At 72.7% G+C, this 17,458-nt stretch carries 13 protein-coding genes; 4 read left to right on the forward strand and 9 right to left on the reverse strand.

Annotated elements, in window-relative coordinates:
- Positions 1-85 precede the first annotated feature (85 nt).
- Positions 86-1,831: a malto-oligosyltrehalose trehalohydrolase gene (gene treZ / locus ACFVQG_RS37730; protein ID WP_383392954.1), complete on the forward strand. Its 1,746-nt coding sequence runs from the start codon at positions 86-88 to the stop codon at positions 1,829-1,831.
- An 80-nt stretch (positions 1,832-1,911) separates the two neighbouring features.
- Here the strand turns inward: treZ and ACFVQG_RS37735 are convergent, their stop codons facing one another.
- The 4 genes from ACFVQG_RS37735 to ACFVQG_RS37750 all read right to left on the reverse strand — a co-directional run bounded on the left by ACFVQG_RS37735 (position 1,912) and on the right by ACFVQG_RS37750 (position 5,875).
- Positions 1,912-2,865: an aminoglycoside phosphotransferase family protein gene (locus tag ACFVQG_RS37735; protein ID WP_383392957.1), complete on the reverse strand. Its 954-nt coding sequence runs from the start codon at positions 2,863-2,865 to the stop codon at positions 1,912-1,914.
- A gap of 69 nt (positions 2,866-2,934) precedes the next feature.
- Entirely contained in the window at positions 2,935-4,062 is a 1,128-nt protein-coding gene (locus tag ACFVQG_RS37740; protein ID WP_383392959.1) for an aminopeptidase P family protein, read from the reverse strand.
- 121 nt (positions 4,063-4,183) lie between these two features.
- Positions 4,184-4,843 (reverse strand): PDZ domain-containing protein, encoded by a 660-nt coding sequence (locus ACFVQG_RS37745; protein ID WP_383392962.1) that lies wholly within the window; start codon positions 4,841-4,843, stop codon positions 4,184-4,186.
- 168 nt (positions 4,844-5,011) lie between these two features.
- On the reverse strand, positions 5,012-5,875 hold the full coding sequence (locus tag ACFVQG_RS37750) for a LysR family transcriptional regulator (protein WP_383392965.1): 864 nt from the start codon (positions 5,873-5,875) through the stop codon (positions 5,012-5,014).
- A 93-nt stretch (positions 5,876-5,968) separates the two neighbouring features.
- On the opposite strand from ACFVQG_RS37750, the gene ACFVQG_RS37755 reads away from it, so the two are divergent.
- On the forward strand, positions 5,969-6,697 hold the full coding sequence (locus ACFVQG_RS37755) for a hypothetical protein (protein WP_383392968.1): 729 nt from the start codon (positions 5,969-5,971) through the stop codon (positions 6,695-6,697).
- Here ACFVQG_RS37755 and cyc2 read toward each other — a convergent pair.
- The 5 genes from cyc2 to ACFVQG_RS37780 form a co-directional block, all read right to left on the reverse strand.
- Positions 6,690-8,855, reverse strand: coding sequence for a germacradienol/geosmin synthase Cyc2 (gene cyc2 / locus ACFVQG_RS37760; RefSeq protein WP_383392971.1), 2,166 nt, complete (start codon positions 8,853-8,855; stop codon positions 6,690-6,692). The two genes, ACFVQG_RS37755 and cyc2, sit on opposite strands and share 8 nt — an antisense overlap.
- 94 nt (positions 8,856-8,949) lie before the next feature.
- Entirely contained in the window at positions 8,950-10,101 is a 1,152-nt protein-coding gene (locus ACFVQG_RS37765; RefSeq protein ID WP_383392973.1) for a damage-control phosphatase ARMT1 family protein, read from the reverse strand.
- 51 nt (positions 10,102-10,152) lie between these two features.
- Positions 10,153-10,800 (reverse strand): ScbR family autoregulator-binding transcription factor, encoded by a 648-nt coding sequence (locus tag ACFVQG_RS37770; RefSeq protein WP_383392976.1) that lies wholly within the window; start codon positions 10,798-10,800, stop codon positions 10,153-10,155.
- A gap of 288 nt (positions 10,801-11,088) precedes the next feature.
- Complete coding sequence (locus ACFVQG_RS37775; RefSeq protein WP_383392979.1) at positions 11,089-12,906, reverse strand: S8 family serine peptidase; 1,818 nt, start codon at positions 12,904-12,906, stop codon at positions 11,089-11,091.
- Between the two features lie 310 nt (positions 12,907-13,216).
- Positions 13,217-14,176 carry an ABC transporter substrate-binding protein gene (locus tag ACFVQG_RS37780; RefSeq protein WP_383392982.1) on the reverse strand — a complete coding sequence of 320 codons (960 nt, stop codon included), beginning with the start codon at positions 14,174-14,176 and terminating at the stop codon, positions 13,217-13,219.
- Positions 14,177-14,413: 237 nt separating this feature from the next.
- On the opposite strand from ACFVQG_RS37780, the gene ACFVQG_RS37785 reads away from it, so the two are divergent.
- On the forward strand, positions 14,414-16,942 hold the full coding sequence (locus ACFVQG_RS37785; protein WP_383392985.1) for an ATP-binding protein: 2,529 nt from the start codon (positions 14,414-14,416) through the stop codon (positions 16,940-16,942).
- A complete protein-coding gene (locus ACFVQG_RS37790; protein ID WP_383392988.1) occupies positions 16,939-17,418 on the forward strand; it encodes a roadblock/LC7 domain-containing protein in 480 nt (159 codons plus the stop codon). The genes ACFVQG_RS37785 and ACFVQG_RS37790 overlap by 4 nt, the downstream gene beginning before the upstream one ends.
- Positions 17,419-17,458 lie beyond the last annotated feature (40 nt).

Genomic DNA, 17,458 nt, shown 5'->3' on the forward strand with positions numbered 1-17,458 from the left:
AAGGGAATATGCGAAAGCGGATTGATCTCGTTTGACGCACCATGGACGGGCTACATCACGGTGAGCAGACGAAGGGGAACCGTCCGTGCAGTTCGAGGTGTGGGCACCGCAGGCCGACCGGGTGACGCTCCATTGCGAGGGCGTCGCGGGCGCGATGGAGCCGGATCCGGAGCGAGTGGGGTGGTGGCGGGGTGAGGCGCGGGCGCGGGACGGCTCGCGGTACGGCTTCGCGGTGGACGACGGGCCCGTGCGGCCCGACCCGCGGTCGCGGCGGCAGCCGGACGGCCCGGACGGGCTGAGCGCGGTCGTCGACCACGACCGCTACACCTGGCGCGCCGAGTGGTCCGGCCGCCCGCTGCCGGGTTCGGTGCTGTACGAGCTGCACGTGGGCACGTACACGCGCGAGGGCACGCTCGACGCGGCGGCCGACCGGCTCGGCCATCTCGTCGAACTGGGCGTGACGCACGTCGAGTTGATGCCGCTGTGTCCGTTCCCGGGACGGCACGGCTGGGGGTACGAGGGGGTGTCGCTGTGGGCCGTGCACGAGCCGTACGGCGGCCCCGAGGCGCTGAAGCGTTTCGTCGACCGCGCGCACGAGCTGGGGCTCGGCGTGGTCCTGGACGTCGTACACAACCACCTGGGTCCGTCCGGGAACTACCTGCCCTACTTCGGCCCCTACTTCACGGACACCCACCACACGCCCTGGGGATCCGCCGTCAACCTGGACGCGCCCGGCTCGGACGAGGTCCGTGACTATCTGGTCGGCAGCGCGCTGGCCTGGCTGCGGGACTACCGGATCGACGGGCTGCGGCTGGACGCGGTGCACACGCTGGTCGACACGCGCGCGTGCCACTTCCTGGAGGAGCTGTCGACGGCCGTGGACGCGCTCGCCGCCGACACGGGCAGACCGCTGTTCCTGGTCGCCGAGACCGAGCTGAACGACCCCCGGCTGATCGCGCCCCGCGAGGAGCACGGCATGGGGCTGCACGCGCAGTGGAGCGACGACTTCCACCACGCCCTGCACGCCGCGCTGACGGGCGAGTCCCAGGGCTACTACGCGGACTTCGCCCGCGAGCCCCTGGCGGCCGTCGCCAAGACGCTCACGGGCGGCTATTTCCACGACGGCACCTACTCGTCGTTCCGCGGGCGGCACCACGGGCGCCCGCTGGACCGCGCCCGGGTGGCCGGGCACCGCCTCCTCGGCTACAGCCAGACCCACGACCAGGTCGGCAACCGCGCGCAGGGCGACCGGCTGGCCGCCCTGGTCTCCCCCGGGCTGCTGGCCTGCGCGGCGGCGCTGACGCTGACCGGGCCGTTCACGCCGATGCTGTTCATGGGCGAGGAGTGGGCGGCGGGCACGCCCTGGCAGTTCTTCACCGACCACACCGACCCGGAACTGGCCGAGGCGGTACGGCGGGGCAGGCGGCGGGAGTTCGCCGCGCACGGCTGGGCCGAGGAGGACGTGCCCGACCCGCAGGACCCGGCCACCCGCGAGCGGTCCTGCCTGGACTGGTCCGAGCCGCGGCAGGAGCCGCACGCGCGCGTGCTGGCCTGGTACCGGGAGCTGATCGCCCTGCGCCGCGACCAGCCCGACCTGACCGATCCCGGCCTCGGGGAGGTCAAGGTGGCCTACGACGAGGAGGCGCGCTGGCTGGCCTTCCGGCGCGGGGACGTGTGCGTGGCCGTCAACCTCGCGAAGGAACCGGCCGCGATCCCGCTGGGCGCCCGCCCGGCGCGGGTGCTCGCCGCGTGGGAGCCGGTGGAGCCGCCGGACGCGGAGGGCGGGCTGCGGGTGCCCGGGGAGTCGTGCGTGGTGCTCGTACAGCCGTAGGAGCCTTCTGCAGCGGCTTACGTGGCCTCGTCCCTCGGTTACGGGGCCTCGTCCCGCGGTTACCAGGCCTCGTCCCTCGGTTACGGGGCCTCGTCCCGCAGCTCCTCCGTGACCCGCTCGAGGAGGATCGCCTCCCAGGCCCGGCGCAGCCGGGTCCGCAGCAGCGGCAGCGGGGCGTCACCCCGGCCGGAGAGCCGGTCGGCGAGGTCGGTGACGGCGTCGCAGCGGGCCAGCCACAGGCCGCGCAGACAGGGCCGGGCGCCGTACCCGGCGAGGGTGGCCGCGCGCACGGCGGCGGGGGCACCGACGGCGAGGGCGAGCCCGGCGATGTCCTCGGCCGGGTCCCCGACGACGGCGTCGGTCCAGCCGAGGACGCCCCGCACCCGCCCGTCGGCGCTGACCACGAGGTGGTCGTCGGCCAGCCCGTGGTGGACCAGCACGGCGCCACCGGGCGGCGCGGCGAGCTGCACGGCGGCGGGCGGCGTGAGCTGGTGCAGCCGGGCGGCGTCGAACTCGTCGGCCTCGGCGAGGCGCTCGGCGGCCCGTACGGCGGCCCGGCGCAGCGCCTCCAGGGACCGCGGGGCGACCCGGGGGACGCCGAGCAGCTCCGCCTGCCGCACCGGCACCGCGCGCAGCCCCGTGAGCAGCCCGGCCAGGTCGGCCTCGCCGACCGCGGACACCTCGTGCCCCTCGGCGGAGCCGCCCGGCACCTTGCTGTCCAGCGTGTACGTCAGACCGGGCGCCCACTCCCCGTACGCCACGCTGGTCGGCACCGCGACCGGCAGCTGCGGCCGGACCAGGTCGCGCAGCCGCAGCTCGCGGCGCTGGCGGACGGCGGCTTCGCGGTCGGGGGCGAGCCGCAGCACCTGCCGGGTGCCGACCCACCACGTGGAGTACGCGCCGGTCGCGGCGACCGGCCGGACCTCGGGCCCGGCGGCGCTACCCGCACCGGACGTGGCTGCCCCGGTGTCCTTGAGGAGGGTGTGGAGCAGTCGGCGGACGGTGTCCGCGGTGGGTGTCGGTGCCTGGGTCATGGTCGTGCCGCTGTCGTTCGGGGAAAGAAGGGGAGGTCAGGGGAGGCCGGGGCTTGCGGGGGCGGCGGGTCAGTCCACTATCACCAGCTCGCGCGTCGTGTCGTTGAGGCGGCGGGCGCCGTCCTCGGTGACGGCCACGATGTCCTCGATGCGCACACCGAAGCGGCCGGGCAGGTAGACGCCCGGCTCCACGGAGAAGCACATGCCGGGCACCAGGGGCAGTTCCTCGCCCTCGATCATGTACGGCGGCTCGTGGGTGGTGACGCCGATGCCGTGCCCGGTGCGGTGGATGAAGTACTCGCCGTACCCGGCGTCGGTGATGACCGCGCGGGCCGCCCGGTCGACCTCCTGGCAGGCCACGCCGGGCCGCACCGCGCGGACACCGGCCTCCTGGGCCTCGCGCACGAGGTCGTGGACCCGGCGCTCCTCGTCGGTGGGTTCGCCGACGTGGACCGTGCGGGAGGTGTCGGAGCCGTAGCCGTCGCGCAGGCCGCCGAAGTCCAGGACGACCATGTCGCCGTGGCGCAGCACGCGGTCACCGGCCTCGTGGTGCGGGTTGGCGCCGTTCGGGCCGGAGGCGACGATCGTGAAGTCGACCTGGCTGTGGCCGAAGCGGCGGAGCAGTTCGGCGAGGTCGGCGGCGACCTCGGACTCCCGGCGGCCACTGAAGGGCACCTTCCGGATCTCCTCGAACGTCGCGTCCGCCGCCGCGCCCGCGGCCGCCATCAGTTCCAGTTCCGCGCCGTCCTTGACGGCCCGCAGCATGGGCAGCGCCTCGGTGAGGGAGGCGTACGAGGTGCCCGGCATCGCCTGCTGGAGGCCCAGCAGGTGCATCGCCCAGGCGTTGTCGCTGATGCCGAACCGGCCGCTCACGCCGAGCAGGTCGGCGGTCGCGGCGTAGGGGTCGACGCCGTCGGTCCAGTCGCGCAGGGTCAGCACCGGCGCGCCCGCTGCCTTGGCCGCGTCGGGGGCCTCCAGCGTGGGCACGACGAGCGTGGGCGTCCGCCCGGCGGCCAGCACGAGCAGGGTGAGCCGCTCGGTGACGGCGGGCGGCGCGTACCCGGTGAGCCACACCAGGTCGGGGCCCGGGGCCACCAGCAGCCCCGCGAGCCCCACGTCGGCCGCCGTCCGCGCGGCACGCTCCATACGGGCCCGGTAGGTGTCGGCGGTGAAGGGCGCGGGCGCGATGCCGGTCATCCGGGCCTCCCTGGATCGGCGCGAAGAGACTACGGTCAGCATCCTGCCCGCACCTGAGGGGCGACGCGAGCCGGTTTGCGAGTAGAGCCGCGCGGGGCCCGCGTCCAGGAGGTCACACGGCTCAGACGACGACCCCCGGCCGCACCGTCAGCTGCTGGTATCCCCCGCTCACGTGCCGCACGGTCAGCACCACGTCCGCCCCGGGCCGCGCCCCCGCGACCGCCTGGACGAGGTCGGCCGCCGAGTCGACGCGCTCGCCGTCGAAGGTGAGCAGTACGTCGCCCCGGACCAGGCCCGCCGTGTGCCCGGGTCCGGGGACGTGGACGCCGACGACGAGGGCGCCGGACTTCTCGGCGTCCACGACCTCCAGGCCGAGGGTCGCGCGGGCGGACGCGGGCGCGGCGAGCGCGCGCGAGGACGGCGGCGGCCCGGCGGAGGACGCGGACGGGGACGGGGAGCCGGACGGGGACGGCGCCCCACTCGAGGCGCCCGGCCCCCGGCCTGGAGCGGCCCCCGGCGCCCCTGGCGCCCCTGGCGCCCCCGGCTGGCCCTTGATGTCCGCGAGCTTGCTCATGCCGATCACCGTGGCGCCCACCGTGCCCAGGCCGACGCCGGACAGCACCAGGACCGTGCCGACGAACAGCCCGAAGATCAGGGTCGTCAGCCGCCGCCCACGCCGCCGCGCGGCATGCGGGCGCCGGGCCGTGCCGGTGCGGTCGACGGGGCCCGAGCCGGGCTCCTGACCGGGCATCGGCTTGGGACGCAGCGCAGTCTGTTCCATGGATCGCCTCCGGCTGATGCACTACCCCGCGCACCGGCGCACAACGAGCCACGAACGAGTGAGACTGACGCGCGGTCAGGAGCGGAACGGCGGCCCTGACCGCAACTCACCGACAACCGAGCAGCACGCCCGCCAGCACCCCCGCCGCCACTCAGCCCTGACCGCAACTCACCGACAACCGAGCAGCACGCCCGCCAGCACCCCCGCCGCTCCCCTCGGTGCCCCCGCGCACACCAGTTCCGTCCGGTGCACGAGCCTCGGCTCCACGACCGGCACCGCGACGGCGCCCGGCACCCCGCTGGCCGCCGTGCGCGGCAGCACCGTCAGCCCGTGGCCCGCGGCGGCCAGCGCGGTCAGGGCGCGCACATCCGTGCCCTCATAGCGCAGCGCGCCCCGGAAGCCCCCCGCGTGCGCGGCCCTGAGCTGGGCCAGCGGCAGCCCGGCGTCGGGGGCGTCCAGCCAGCGGGCGTCGGCCAGGTCGCCGAGGCGCACTCCGGCGCGGCGGGCCAGCGGATGGGTGTCCGGCAGCAGGACGCAGACGGGTTCCTCGGCGACGCCGTGCGTGCTGAGCGGCGCCACGTCGGGCAGCCGCAGCGGATCGCTGGGCGCGGCCAGACCGTCGACGAGGCCGAGGTCGGCGGTGCCGGTGGCGACGGCGGCGGGCACGGCGTCCCGCGCGAGCACCCGCAGGGTGACGCCCGACGCCGGGAGCGCGGCCAGGACCGCGGGCCCGAGCGCGGTCGGCGCGGCGGCGAGGGTGAGCCCCGCCTCGGGTGCCGCCGCCATCCGGGCCACGTCCGCGCGGGCGGCGTCCAGGCGCAGCAGCAGCGGGCCCGCGTGTTCCAGGAGCCGTCCCCCGGCCGCCGTGGGGGCGACGGGGCGGCGGGTGAGCAGCGGGGCGCCGAGGTCCTGTTCCAACGCGGCGATGTGCTGGGACACCGCCGACTGGGTGTAGCCCAGGGTGCGGGCGGCCTCGGAGAAGGAGGCGAGCCGGGCCACGGTGACATAGGTGCGCAGCAGGTGCGGGTCCATGCCGGACAGCATGCCACCGCATCAGCACCGCTTATGGAGGGTGCAGAAATCATCGTTGGACGTGAATCAGGGGGCGCGCCCAGGATGGACGCCATGACAGCGACCACCACCGCAGCCCGTATCGCCCTGGTCGGGGACCGCTCCCCCGCCGTCGTCTCGCACACCCGCGTCCCGGCCCTGCTGGACGCCCTCGCCACGCGGGACCGGCTGGTCCTGGACGCCTACTGGATCGGCTCCGAGGACGCCGAGGCCCCGGACGCGGTGCGCGGCTTCGACGCGGTGTGGGTGCTGCCCGGCAGCCCGTACCGCAGTGAGGCGGGGGTGCTGTCGGCGATCCGCGCGGCGCGCGAGACGGGCATCCCTTTCCTGGGCACCTGCGGGGGCTTCCAGCACGCGCTGCTGGAGTACGCCCGTGAGGTGTGCGGACTGCCCTGGGTGGCGCACGCCGAGAACGACCCCGGCGCGGCGGACTTCCTCATCGAGCCGCTGGCCTGCTCGCTCGTCGGCCACCAGGACGCGGTCCTGATCGAGCCGGGCTCGCTCGCCCAGAGGGTGATCGGCGCCGAGCGGACGGTGGAACGGTACTTCTGCGCGTACGGGCCCTCCCGGCACCTCGACACCCTGCGGGCGCACGGGCTGCGGTTCTCCGGGCACGACGAGGACGGCCACGTCCGGATCGCCGAACTCCCGGGACACCCCTTCTTCCTGGCCACGCTCTTCCAGCCGGAGCTGTCCGGCGACGGCGCGCGCCCGCACCCGGTGATCCGGGCCCTGGCCCGCGCCGCCGTCGCTCACGCGCGGACGGCTGAGCGGATCAGCTGACCGGCAGGGGCAGCGCCGGGGCCGGTGGCCGGTCCGGGAGGAAGCCGTGGGACCGCCGGGCCAGGTAGTCGGCGCGGTAACGCGGCACCTCCCGGTGCCAGTTGAGGATCCCGGCCATCCAGTTCTGCAGGGCCACGACATAGCCTTCCATCATCGCGCGGGCCTCCGTCGACAGCTCGAAGTCCTTGTACACGACGGGCAGTTCGGTGGCGGCGACATGCTGGAACTGCGCCATGCGCTGGTTGACCAGGTCGGCCACGATGCCGAGCGCGGTCGGGTAGTCGCAGCCGAAGAAGTTCTGCACGACCAGGACGGAGTTGTGGATCTCGCCCTCGTACTCGATCTCCTTCTGGTACGAGAACACGTCGTTGAGCAGGCACGCGTAGTCGACGGCGGAGTTCTCCAGGGAACGGACGGGTCCGCTGCGGTAGACCTCGGGCGGGATGGCGGGGCCGTGGCCCATCCGGCACAGGCTCATGGTGAGGTCGGAGCCGAAGGTGGCCCGGCGCATCTCCAGGTAGTCGACGGGGTCCGGGACGCGGTGCTGGATCTGGTTGGACACCTCCCACAGCCAGCTCTCGGTCATCACGTTCACCGCGGCCCTGAGGTTGCGGCGGGCCGCCTCGTCCATCTCCGCGGTGGTGCGCCGCCACAGGTCGGTCAGGGCGCGCTCCATGGCGTTGGCGGGAACGAGGGGCGGCTCACCGGCCACGGGCATGCAGGCGGCGAGGCGTTCGGTGGTGAGCCGCGCGGTGGCGAGGTCGCGGCGGTGGCCGTAGACGAGCGGGTAGTAGTCGTCACCGTAGGTGCCGAAGGCCAGCCACTGGGAGCTGAGGTCGAGGGCCTCGGGGGTGCCGTCCGGATCGAGTCCGGCGGAGCACAGCGCCAGGTCGCAGGAGGCGAGCTTGTCCTCGTCCCAGACGCCTTCGCTGAGCATGCCCATGCTGGTCGCCCAGGGCAGCAGGCGCCGCCGCGCCCCGTCGAGGTCGGGGTTGAGGCGGAGCTGGAACGGCATGGCGAGGTCGGGGATCCGCGAGGGGCCGACCTTCTGGTACGGCAGGTGCGTGTACGCGCGCAGCCGCTCGGCGCCCGCCCCGGCGAGCAGCGCGCGGATGTCGGCGCCCGAGGTGCCGGGGCCGGTGTGGACGCGGCTCCAGGGGGTGGCGAGGGCGTTCTCGTTCATATAGCGGCTGGAGCGCAGATGCCATTCGTGGCCGCCGGTCTGCCAGTCCTGAAGTCCCTTGGTGTACGCGGCGATCGCGGCCACCTCGGTGGGCGTGAGGCCCTTCTCCGCGGCGAGCGCGGGCACTTCGGTGAGCGCGGTGTGCTCGAACTGGTGCAGCCGGGAGGTGAGGATGTCGTTGACGGTGTCGGCGGCCTGCTGGGTGGTGCAGCCGAAGAACGTCTCCAGCACCAGCACGCCGTTGCTCAGTTCGCCCTCGTCCTCCACCTCGCGCTGGTAGGAGAACAGGTCGTTGCGCAGGTGCACGCCGTCGGAGAACGTCTCCATCAGCACCCTGAGCGGCCTGGCTCCGGCGACGGCGGCGGGCACCTCGGCGGTGGCGTACTCCACGAGCCCGGCCGACCAGGGGGCACCGCCCACCTTGCGGCGCATCTCGATGTACTCGACGGGGTTGGCGATCCGCCCCTCGTTGATGTTGGACAGCTCCCACAGGGATTCGTTCAGCAGGTGCTCGGTGGCCACGGCGAAGCGGCGGCGCCAGCCCGTCGACATCGACGGCACGGTGCGCGCCCACAGGTCGGCGAGGCCCGCCTCGACCGGGTTCTCCGGCTCCGGCACGGGGGTCGACAGGTCGAGCGGCATGAACAGCGGCAGCCGGTCCAGATGGGCCTTGCCGCCGGGGCGGTCCTGGGTGCGCTTGAACATGTCCAGGAAGTGGTCGTCGAAGAAGAACACCCACACGTACCAGTCGGTGATCAGGGAGAGCGCCGGGCCGTCGCAGTCGGGGTGGGTGTAGGCGCAGAGCAGACCGTAGTCGTGCGCGTCGAGGTCGGACTGCTCCCAGACCCCGGAGCCTTCCAGCATCCCCATCTCGCGCGCCCACGCCGTCGAGTGGGCGCGGGCCTCGTCGACATGCGGGTTGAGCCGCGCGGGATACGCCATGTAGAACTGCGGGAGTTCGAAGGGCTGCGTCATGGCCGGGGGCTACCCGGGCCCGCTCGGCGGCATCCGTCCGCCGGGACATGATCACACCATCGCGTGAATCACGCCGCGTTGACGGGCCCGGCGCTCAGGTCCGTACCTGGATCAGCGCATGCGTGCCCGCGGTCCGCCAGCGGTCGCCCTCGGCGGCGTTCAGCGCGGCCTCGGTGTCGGCGTCGAGGCCGCAGATCACCTCGGACTTCAGGGTGCGCAGGGCGGCGACCGGGCCGGGGAAGTTCGCGGTGAGCGCGGTGAAGGGGGTGGTCGGGGGCCAGCGCCGGTCGCCCACCAGGCGGCGGTAGTTGAGGTCGCCCTTGACGAGGGTCAGGGTGGCGGTGGCGAACTCCGCGCGCAGGTCGGCGGGCAGGTCCGCGAACGGCAGCGGCGCGGCGGCGAAGGGGTGGGCCCGCAGGACGAGCCGCCCGTCGACGAGCGCGTCCCACAGCCGCCGTCCGTACCTGGCGGCCACGCCCGGCGCCGCGACCAGTCTGCGCAGGGCGTCGATCACGTCGGCGGCGGTGGCGTCGGAGACGTAGTACGGGTACGGCTTGACGTACAGCACGACCCGCCTGTGGGTGAGGACATGGGCGATCAGCAGCAGGTCGGGGACGAGTTCACGGCCCGCGTTGTCGGCGATCAGACAGAGGGTGCCGGTGCCGGTGAGCAGGTCGCGCAGGGTGTCGCTGTCGTCGGCGACCAGCGCGGGGACCGCGTCCGCCAGGTCCGCCGTGGAGAGGCGGAAGCCGAGGTCGGCGCGGTTGCCCCACAGTGAGCCGTGCAGCAGGGCGGTGGCGCGTTCCTCGGCGGGGCGGGCCTCCAGGTCGTCCAGCACGGCCAGTTCCGCGTCCGTCTCCGGGGCGTCGAGTTCCGCGCGCTTGGCCGGGCGGAAGGGGTCGATGCCCTGCCAGGGGCCGCGCGTGAAGTAGCCGACGGCGTCGAGGAGCTGACGGTAGAAGTAGCTCTCGGACCACAGCCACGGCACCTCGAACCAGGACCGCCCGGTGTGGTCACCGAGGCCCCACGCGTCCCAGAGGTTCCGATCGTGCGCGTCGTCGGGCAGCGGCTCGATGACCCCCTTGAGGCAGCTCTCCAACAGCGCGTCGAGAGCACGCTGCCGCTCGGGGTCGTAGGGGAAGGCGTCCCGCACCTGCCGGATGATCGCGGGATGCCGCTCGGCCAGCACGCCGTGGGGGAAGGAACCGGGCTCGTCACCGAGGATCACGGGCGGGGTGTGGGGCATGGCCTCACCGTACCCGGGTGGGGGACGGGGCCCGTCCAGCGACCCGGACCGTCACACCGCCCTGGTCTCCCGCTCCAGTTGGGCGGCGAGGCTCAGATACCGGGGACGCCGCGTCACCGGAACCAGGGCGCGGACGAGCAGGCGCCACATCTCGGCGGTGCGGCGGGGCAGGCGGGCGTGGGGTTCGAGGGTGCGGCCGGTGACGCGGGTGCCGACGAAGAAGCTCACCAGGGCGTGGGCGGCGGCCTCGATGTCGGTGTCCGGGTGGACGTCTGCCTCCTTGACCGCGCCGAGGATCCTGGCCGTGGACAGGTCGAGCAGCTCCGTGAACGGATGCGGCAGCGGCGGACGGACGCCCACCCCGAGGGAGGCGAGGCGGAGTCCGGCGCGGACGACCGGCAGCTCCACGGCGAGCCGCGCGAGTTGGAAGGTGATCCGCATCAGGGCCTCCAGCGAGGAGTAGCCGCTCTCCTCCACGTCATGGGCCAGCCGCCGCACGGTCCTGGACTGCATCTCCATGATCTCGTGCGCCAGGTCCTCCTTCGCGGCGAAGTGGAAGTACAGGGCTCCCTTGGTGACCCGGGCGTGCTCGACTATGTCGCTCAGGCTGGTCGATTCATAGCCGTGACGGTCGAACAGATCAGCGGCGGCCTCGATGATCGTCGCGCGGGTCTGTTCGGCGCGGAACTGCCTCGCCATGGGCTGGACTCCCTGAAAAGTACGGGTCACACCGTATTTTTGTCACTGCGCGTACACGATAACTCACCGAGCATCGCCGACCCAAGGGGTTGGCGGGGCTCTGACCAGCGTACAGGGAGCAAACGGAGCGCACTCTCCTGTCGTACGGTCTTGGGAAGAATACGGGGTGCGCGGTTTGGTTACCAGACCAGGGAGCGTCCGATGAGGGCCCGCATATGACAAAGGCGGGCCGACCGGTGCCCATCCGCACCGGTCGGCCCGCCCGTTCGAGGAGCCGTGGAGGAGACCTCAGAAGGTCAGCTTCCAGCTGTTCACCCTGCCCGTGTCCTGCGCGTACAGGTCCTGCACCCGCAGCTTCCACGTCCCGTTGGCGGTCTCGGTGGAGGCGTTCACGGTGTACGTGGCCACCACGTTGTCCGCGGAGTCCGACGTGCTGGCGGACTTCAGGCGGTACGCCGAACCGTCCGGCGCGATCAGGTCGATGACGAGGTCACCGCGGTAGGTGTGGGTGATGTCCACCCCGACCTGCAGCGTCGAGGGCGCGTTGCCGGTCCGGCCGCTGACGGTGATCGGGGACTCGATCGCCGCACCGGCGTCCGGGATGGAGACGGCCGTGGTGGAGGTGTAGGTGGTGCCCCCCGTGGAGCCGCCGCCGCTCACCGCCTGCACCGTCTTGGCCGCGTCCGCGAGACCCGCGCCGCAGCCGCCGGTGCAGGTGCCGGGCAGAGCGCGCGAGTTGGTCTTGATCGCGGACTCGATCTGCGCCGGGGTCAGCGCGGAGTTCACCGACTTCATCAGCGCCGCCAGGCCCGCGATGTGCGGGGCGGCCATGCTGGTGCCCTGGTAGTAGGCGTACGACTCGGTGGACGGGCCCTGGCTGCCGGAGTTCAGGGTGGAGTAGATGCCGTTCGACGTCGTCGTGCGGGTCTCGCCGCCGGGGGCCGCGATGTCCACGACCGTGCCGTAGTTGGAGTAGTAGGCACGCGCGCCGGAACGATTCGTCGCGGCGACCGAGATGACGTTGTTGCAGCTCGCGGGCGAGTAGTTGGCCGCGTTGGCGTTGCTGTTGCCCGCCGCGACGACGACCGTGGTGCCGCGGCCGACGGCGGCGTTGACGGCGTTCTGGGTCGCGGAGGTGCAGGAACCGCCGCCGCCGAGGCTCATGTTGATGACCTTGGCGACGTTGCTGTTGGCGGGCACCCCGGAGACGGTGCCGCCGGACGCCCAGGTGATGGCGTCGATGATGTCGGAGTCGTAGCCGCCGCACTTGCCGAGCACCCGCAGCGGGGAGACCTTGGCCCCGTGGGCGACGCCCGCGACGCCCTTGCCGTTGTTGGTGACGGCGGCGACGGTGCCCGCGACATGGGTGCCGTGCCAGGAGGAGCCGTAGGCGGGGTCACCGGCCTGGCACTCGCCCGCGGCGGTCCAGTCGCCCGGGTCGGCCGGGTTGCTGTCGCGGCCGTTGCCGTCGCCCGCCACGGCGGTGTCGGAGATGAAGTCGTAGCCGCCGACGATGTTGGCCGCGAGGTCGGAGTGGGCGACGTAGCCGGTGTCGATGACGGCGACGGTCACCCCGCTGCCGGTGGCGCGGTCCCAGGCGCCCGGCACGTTCATGCCCGCGGTGGCCTCGAAGAGGTCCCACTGCTTGCCGTAGTCGGTGTCGTTCGGGGTGGCCAGCGGCTTGTTCAGGCGGTCCGGTACGACGTAGGCGACCTGCGGGTCCGCCTCGTACTCGGAGATGACGTCGGCGACGCCCGCGCGGGTGGTGTCCTCGCCGAGGCCGACCAGGGCGGCGCCGGTGCCGAGGCGGCGCTCGAAGTCGAGGCGCTCGCCGGTCTCCTTGCCCTTGGCGGTGGCGTCGGCGGAGGCGGCCTTGTTCGACTTGGCCTCCTCGGCACCGGACTTGTAGCCGACGATCAGGCGCTCGGCGGGGGCGCCGGGGGCGGCCTCGGTGAGCGCGGGGTCCGGGGCGGCGCTCTCCTGGGCGACCGCGCTGGTGGCGGTGGCGCCGGTGAGCAGGGCGGCGGAGAACGCGGAGGCCGCGGCGACGGAGACCAGCTTCCGTCTGAACGTGGGGGAGGTGGGGGGAGTGGGGGATATTCGCATGGGCTTGCCCTTCGTGGCCGTGCTCCGGGCAGCGCGGAGCGGCGGTCGGTCGCCTCGTCGTCGAGGCGGAGGGGAGTTGGTGCGAAGCCGCCCCGGTGGGGTTGTTGTCTGTGGGGCGGCTGTGACCGAACGATAGGCAAGGGGTCACTGATGCGGATACGGGGGAAACCCTCGATCAGGCCGGGAACTGACCCTCTATGTCGGCTGGTTGACCGAGGTTGTCCGCTTTGGATGCACGTACCGTTCATGGGAGCAAACGAGGGCGCCCCCGGTGACCGGGGGCGCCCTCGTCACGGTACGGCGTACGAAGTCAGTCCAGGCCGACGGAGTTCAGCCACTCCTTGGCCACGTCCAGCGGGTCCTTGTTCTCCAGCTGCACCTGGGAGTCCAGGTCGAGCAGGGTCTTGGTGTCCAGCTTGGCGGAGACCGCGTTGAGGGTGTCTATGCCCTCCTGGGAGAGGTCGCTCTTGTGGACCAGCGGGGTCACGTTGGCGAAGCCGAAGAGGTTCTTCGGGTCCTGGAGGACGACGAACTTCTCCTTGGTGATGGTCGGGTCGGTGGTGAAGATGTCCGCGGCCTGCACGGTGTTCTTCGTCAGCGCCGCCTGGGTGAGCGGGCCGCCCGCGTCGAGGGCCTTGAAGGACTTGAACTTCAGCCCGTACTCCTTCTCCAGGCCGAGCAGACCCTGGTGCCGGGTCTGGAACTCCGGCGAGCCACCGATCACCAGTTCGGGCGCGATGTCCTTCAGGTCGGCCAGCGTAGACTGACCGGTGAGGTCGTACTTCTCGGCGGTCTCGGCGTTGATGGACACCGAGTCCTTGTCCTCGGCCGGGGCGGAGTCCAGCAGCGTCAGCTTGGCGTCGAGCTTGGTCTTGACGGCGGCGTTCACCGCCTCGACCGACTTCTGCTCGGCCTCGGGGTCGAGGTAGGCGAGCAGCGAGCCGTTGTACTCCGGCAGGACGGTGATGGTGCCGTTCTTCAGCAGGCCGTAAGTGGTCTCGCGGCTGCCGATGTTGGGCTTGTAGGTGACCTTGATGCCCTTGGCCTTGAGGGCCTCGCCGTAGATGTCGGCGAGGAGGATGCTCTCGGCGAAGTTGTTGGAACCGACGACCACGGTGGAGCCGTCCGCCTTGTCCTCCGACAGCGGGTTGTCACTCGTGTCGTCGGAGGAGCCACAGCCCGCGACGAGGGCCGCGGTGAGGGCGAACGCGATGGCGGCCGCGCCGGGGTGTCTCGTGATGGACCAGCTGCTCTGCACTGTTGAAGTCACAATTCCCGTTCCGGGGCTATCGGGTTGGTGGGCGGGGCAAGTCCTGCGCCGTCAACTGATCCAATCCAGGTCGTTCTCAGTCAGTCAAGTGCAGTCGGGTCACCAATTGGCGTCGATCAGGACTGAGCAGGTTGTAACGGATTCTTGACTTGCCGTGTCGATCGATCATCACAAGAGACGATAGTCTCCCCGCTGTTGACCTCCGGCCACTCGCGACACCCCCATGAAGGAGGCCTGGTGTCCTCGAACGAGCGGCGCGGACTGCGCGGCTTCGCCGACCGCTGGCCGTTCCGACGCAAGCTGAACGTCCTCGTGGGCGTGCCGCTCGCCGGTGTCGCCGTACTGCTCTCCTATCTCATCGCCGACCAGGTGCAGCAGGCGCGCGACGCGGCGGAGTCGGCCCAGCTGGTCCGCGACAGCATCCAGGTCGCGGAGCTGGTCGACCGGGTGGCGACGGAACACCAGCAGGCCATCCTGCTCTCCGTCCGGTACGAGGCGGCGGGCCCCGGCACCCGGCCCTCCACCGACGGCTACCGGGACGCGCAGAAGGCCGTCGACGCGCAGGTGGAGAAGGTGCGCGACGCCTTCGGCGACCGGCTTCCGGCCACCGAGGCGCAGGCGCTCAGGGAGATCAGCGGACTGGACAGCCTGCGCGCGACCATCGCACAGGGCTATCTGCCCGCCGACAACATCGACCCCGCCTACATGGGGGCGACCAAGGGCCTGATCGACGGTCTGGGCCTGGACCGCACCGCACCGCTCGCCACCACCTACACCGGCAACCTGCTCGACTCGCTGCTGCGCGCCGACGCCGCCCACAGCGCCTTCGAGACGAGCGTGTTCTCGGCGACGACCGGTGACTCCAACGCGCTCATCGAGTTCATCAGCGCGGTCGGCTCCTACGACGTCTACACCCACCAGGCCGAGCGGTTCGCCCGGTTCGCCAGCGAGGAGCAGACCGCCGAACTGCGCGGTATCGAGCACAGCGCGGCGCAGGCCACCATCGTGCGGCAGTACGCCGAGCTCCAGATCGACCCCAGCGGCCTCCAGGCGGGGACCCCGGACGAGATCCGCGAGAAGTTCACCAGCGCGCTCGCCTCCTACCCCGCCTACCGCCAGCAGGCCCAGACCCGGCTGGAGATCACCGCGTCCCTCATCGACCAGATCGCCGACCGCGCCGACGGCGCCTCGGGCGAGGCCTGGTGGAACGCCGGATGGCTGCTGGGCTCGGCCGTCTTCGGGTTCATGGTGTGGCTCGCGTTCTCCGTCGTCGTACGGCGGTCCGTGGTGCGGCCGGTGCAGGCGCTGACCGGCGCCGCCCGGCAGGTCGCGGAGGTGGCCGGACGGGAGCTGGCCCGGGTGGCCGACGACGACACCGAGGACGACGCGCCGCCGCGGCTGCGCGAGGTGCCGGTCACCGCGCGCGACGAGATCGGCGACCTGGCGGACGCGTTCAACCATGTGCAGACCACGGCGGCGGCGCTGCTGGAACGCCAGGTGCTCAGCCGCCGCAACGTCGCCGAGATGTTCGGCAACGTGGGCCGCCGGGTCAGCAACCTCACCACCCGGCAGCTCGCCCTGATCGACGCGGTGGAGCGCGGTGAGACCGACCCGGCGCTGCTGGAACGCCTCTACCGCATCGACCACATCGCGGTCCGGCTGCGTCGCAACGCCGACAGCCTGATGCTGCTCGCCGGGATCCGGGAGACGGTGCTCGGCTCCGGGCCGGTCGAACTGACCAACGTGGTACGGGCCGCGCTCGGGCAGATCGAGGGGTACCAGCGGGTCGAGCTGCACGCCGGGGCCGAGATCATGGTCGAGCCCGACATCGTCGGCGACCTGACGCTGATGGTCGCCGAACTCATGGAGAACGCGGTGTCGTTCTCCCCGGCGGACAGCCCCGTCGAGGTCACCGTCCGCGCCGGTGGAGCCGCGGACGGCGGGGCCACGATCACCATCTCCGACCACGGTCTCGGCATGAGCCCCGAGCGGCTGGCCGAGGAGAACGCCCGGCTGATCCGCCGCGAGCGGCTCGACCTCGTACCGACGAAGGTCCTCGGCCTGTTCGTGGTCGGCACGCTGGCGCGCCGCTGGGAGATCGGCGTCTCGCTGTCCCGTACGCGGGGCGGCGGGGTGACGGCCGAGGTGGCCATTCCGGCGTCGTTGCTGCTGGTCGTGACCACGGAGGTCGGGGTGCCCGCAGGCGGCGTCGAGACCAGGGCCGTGACCGGAACAGGGACCGAGGACACCGAGGACGGAGCCGTGGTCGGATCCCGTACCGGAACCGCCAGCACCGGAACCGGCGAAGCCACCCCGGCCGACGCCGCACCCGAGCCCACCGGCCCCACCCCCACGGCCACCGCCCCGCCCCCCGGTGACGACACCCCCGACCCCCTCCCCCGCCGCGTCCCCCGGCGCGACCCGGCCCCCGTCGCCGAGGCCCCGTTCATCCCCAAGGCGCGCGACGGCGAACCGGCCCCCAGCGGGGGTGCCCGCCCCCTGCGCCGCCGGGTCAAGGGCGCCACGCTGCGGACGACGTCGTCGGAGGCCGAGCGACAGGCGCTGCTGAAGGCGACGCCGCCCGCGGACGCGGACGCGGTCCGGGACGCGCTGGAGGAGTTCGAGGCGGCCGTGGCGCAGGCGCACCGCGACAGCGACACCGGCAGCCACCCCGCACCCCAGCGGCACGACAGCCCCGAGCGCACGCGGGACTCCCGCACGCCGGACCTCGGTCAGGACAGCCTCCCGGAAGGAGCGGAGCAGTGAGCACGTCGACAAGTGACACTCCCACGGGAGGCGGCACCACGCCGGACGAGCTGCGGGCCGCCGCAGCGGACTTCACATGGCTGCTGAACCGTTTCGCGACGGAGACCGCGGGTGTCGTCGACGCCATCGCCGTGTCCTCCGACGGTCTGCTCATCGCGGTCGCGCAGCTGCGGGAGCGGGCGCACTCCGAGCGGCTCGCCGCGATCGTCTCGGGTCTGACCAGCCTGGCGGCCGGGGCCTCCGGCAACTACGGCCTGGGCGCCCTGAACAAGGTCATCATCGATCTGGAGGGCGGCCACGTCCTGGTCTCCGCGATCGGCAGCGGCGCCGTGCTCGGCGTGGTCGCCGACAAGGAGGCCAAGCTGGGCAACATCGCCTACGAGATGACGCTGTTCGCCAACCGCGCCGGTGCCGCGCTCAGCCCGCAGCTGGTGCTGGAGCTGAAGAACACCGTCGGCGTCCCGTCGACGGGCTGACCTGCCGGGACAGCGGGCTCAGGCCGAGAGAGAAAGAGAA

Source organism: Streptomyces sp. NPDC057877 (assembly GCF_042796855.1).
In the GTDB taxonomy this organism is placed as follows: domain Bacteria; phylum Actinomycetota; class Actinomycetes; order Streptomycetales; family Streptomycetaceae; genus Streptomyces.

Coding starts and splice junctions, on each gene's coding strand:
- ACFVQG_RS37735 (WP_383392957.1), bottom strand. CDS start 2,865: ATGACCCAGGCACCGACACCCACCGCGGACACCGTCCGCCGACTGCTC.
- ACFVQG_RS37740 (WP_383392959.1), bottom strand. CDS start 4,062: ATGACCGGCATCGCGCCCGCGCCCTTCACCGCCGACACCTACCGGGCC.
- ACFVQG_RS37745 (WP_383392962.1), bottom strand. CDS start 4,843: ATGGAACAGACTGCGCTGCGTCCCAAGCCGATGCCCGGTCAGGAGCCC.
- ACFVQG_RS37750 (WP_383392965.1), bottom strand. CDS start 5,875: ATGGACCCGCACCTGCTGCGCACCTATGTCACCGTGGCCCGGCTCGCC.
- ACFVQG_RS37755 (WP_383392968.1), top strand. CDS start 5,969: ATGACAGCGACCACCACCGCAGCCCGTATCGCCCTGGTCGGGGACCGC.
- cyc2 (WP_383392971.1), bottom strand. CDS start 8,855: ATGACGCAGCCCTTCGAACTCCCGCAGTTCTACATGGCGTATCCCGCG.
- ACFVQG_RS37765 (WP_383392973.1), bottom strand. CDS start 10,101: ATGCCCCACACCCCGCCCGTGATCCTCGGTGACGAGCCCGGTTCCTTC.
- ACFVQG_RS37770 (WP_383392976.1), bottom strand. CDS start 10,800: ATGGCGAGGCAGTTCCGCGCCGAACAGACCCGCGCGACGATCATCGAG.
- ACFVQG_RS37775 (WP_383392979.1), bottom strand. CDS start 12,906: ATGCGAATATCCCCCACTCCCCCCACCTCCCCCACGTTCAGACGGAAG.